The organism is Actinomycetospora sp. (assembly GCF_055612215.1).
In genome coordinates this window covers 1-1,354 of the sequence record NZ_JBVPVA010000796.1, presented here as the reverse complement: position 1 = coordinate 1,354, position 1,354 = coordinate 1, and the positions used below count along the sequence as shown (strand labels likewise).

At 76.7% G+C, this 1,354-nt stretch carries 1 protein-coding gene; it reads left to right on the top strand.

What is annotated here, in order from left to right:
* Positions 1 to 76 precede the first annotated feature (76 nt).
* Positions 77 to 1,354 (top strand): histidine kinase dimerization/phospho-acceptor domain-containing protein (locus AC0CYZ_RS21800; RefSeq protein WP_472219180.1); only part of this gene is annotated, 1,278 nt, incomplete at its 3' end.

Below are 1,354 nucleotides of genomic sequence, written 5' to 3'. Positions count from 1 at the left end.
CACACCGTGCGCGGCGCGGGGTACGTCCTCAAGCCCGCGGGATGACCGGCGGACGCCGGGAGGGACCATGCACCTGATGCGCACCCTGCAGGCCCGGATCGTCGTCACGACGGTGACGCTGCTGGCCGTGGTGTGCGCGGTTCTGGGCGTCGGGGCGGCGGTGGCGCTGCGCCACTACCTGAGCGAGCAGCTCGCCCAGGAGGTCTCGCGCACCGTCGGGTTCGCGGCGGGCCCGCCCGGCAACGACGACCCCGCGCGCCGCCCGCCGCCGCCCGACGCGGGCAGCGGCTTCGGTGGCGGTGACGGGACCAGCCGCATCCAGGTGCGCATCAAGAACGGCCAGGTGGTGTCCGCGACGTCGCTGGGGAACTTCCGGTCGCCGGACCAGCCGTTGTCCGCCGAGGCGGTCGCCCCGGTCCTGGAGGTCGCCCCGCAGCCCCCCGGGTTCGGCCCGATCGACCCGGGCCGGGCCCGCACGGTCACGCTGCCCGACCTCGGGACCTACCTCGTCGAGGCGCGGACGACGGCGGACGGGTCGGTGCAGGCCGTCGGCATCTCCACCGCGCGGATGGACGCCACCGTCGGGCGGCTCGCCGTCATCGAGATCATCATCTTCGGCATCGGCGTGGCGGTCGCCGGGGTGGTCTCGGCCTTCGCGACGCGGGCGACGCTGCGCCCGCTGCACCGCGTCTCGGCCACGGCGCGGCGGGTCTCGGAGCTCCCGCTGGAGCGCGGCGAGGTGGAGCTCGACGACCGCGTGCCCGAGGCCGACGCCGACCCCCGCACCGAGATCGGGCAGGTGGGCGTGGCGTTCAACCGCATGCTCGGCCACGTCGCGCGCGCGCTCGAGGCCCGCCAGGAGTCCGAGACCCGGGTCCGGCGCTTCGTCGCCGACGCCTCCCACGAGCTGCGCACGCCCCTCGCCGCCATCCGCGGCTACTCGGAGCTGGCCCGCCGTCGCGAGGGCGAGCTGCCGCCGGAGGTCGCGGCGATGCTCGAGCGCGTCGGCTCGCAGACCGAGCGGATGACGCTGCTCGTCGAGGACCTGCTGCTGCTCGCGCGTCTCGACGCCGGGCGCCCGCTCGCCCGCGAGCGGGTCGACCTCGCCCGGCTGGTCGCCGACGCGGTGGCCGACGCCCACGCCGTGGCGCCCACCCACCGGTGGTCGCTGCAGCTGCCCGAGGACCCCGAGGAGATCGGGTTCGACGTCGTCGGGGACCCCGAGCGCCTGCACCAGGTCGTCGCCAACCTGCTGGCCAACGCCCGCACGCACACCCCGCCGGGCACGCAGGTCGTGGCGGGGCTCGCGCGCCGGGGCGACGTCGTGCGCCTCGAGGTGGCCGACGACGGCCCG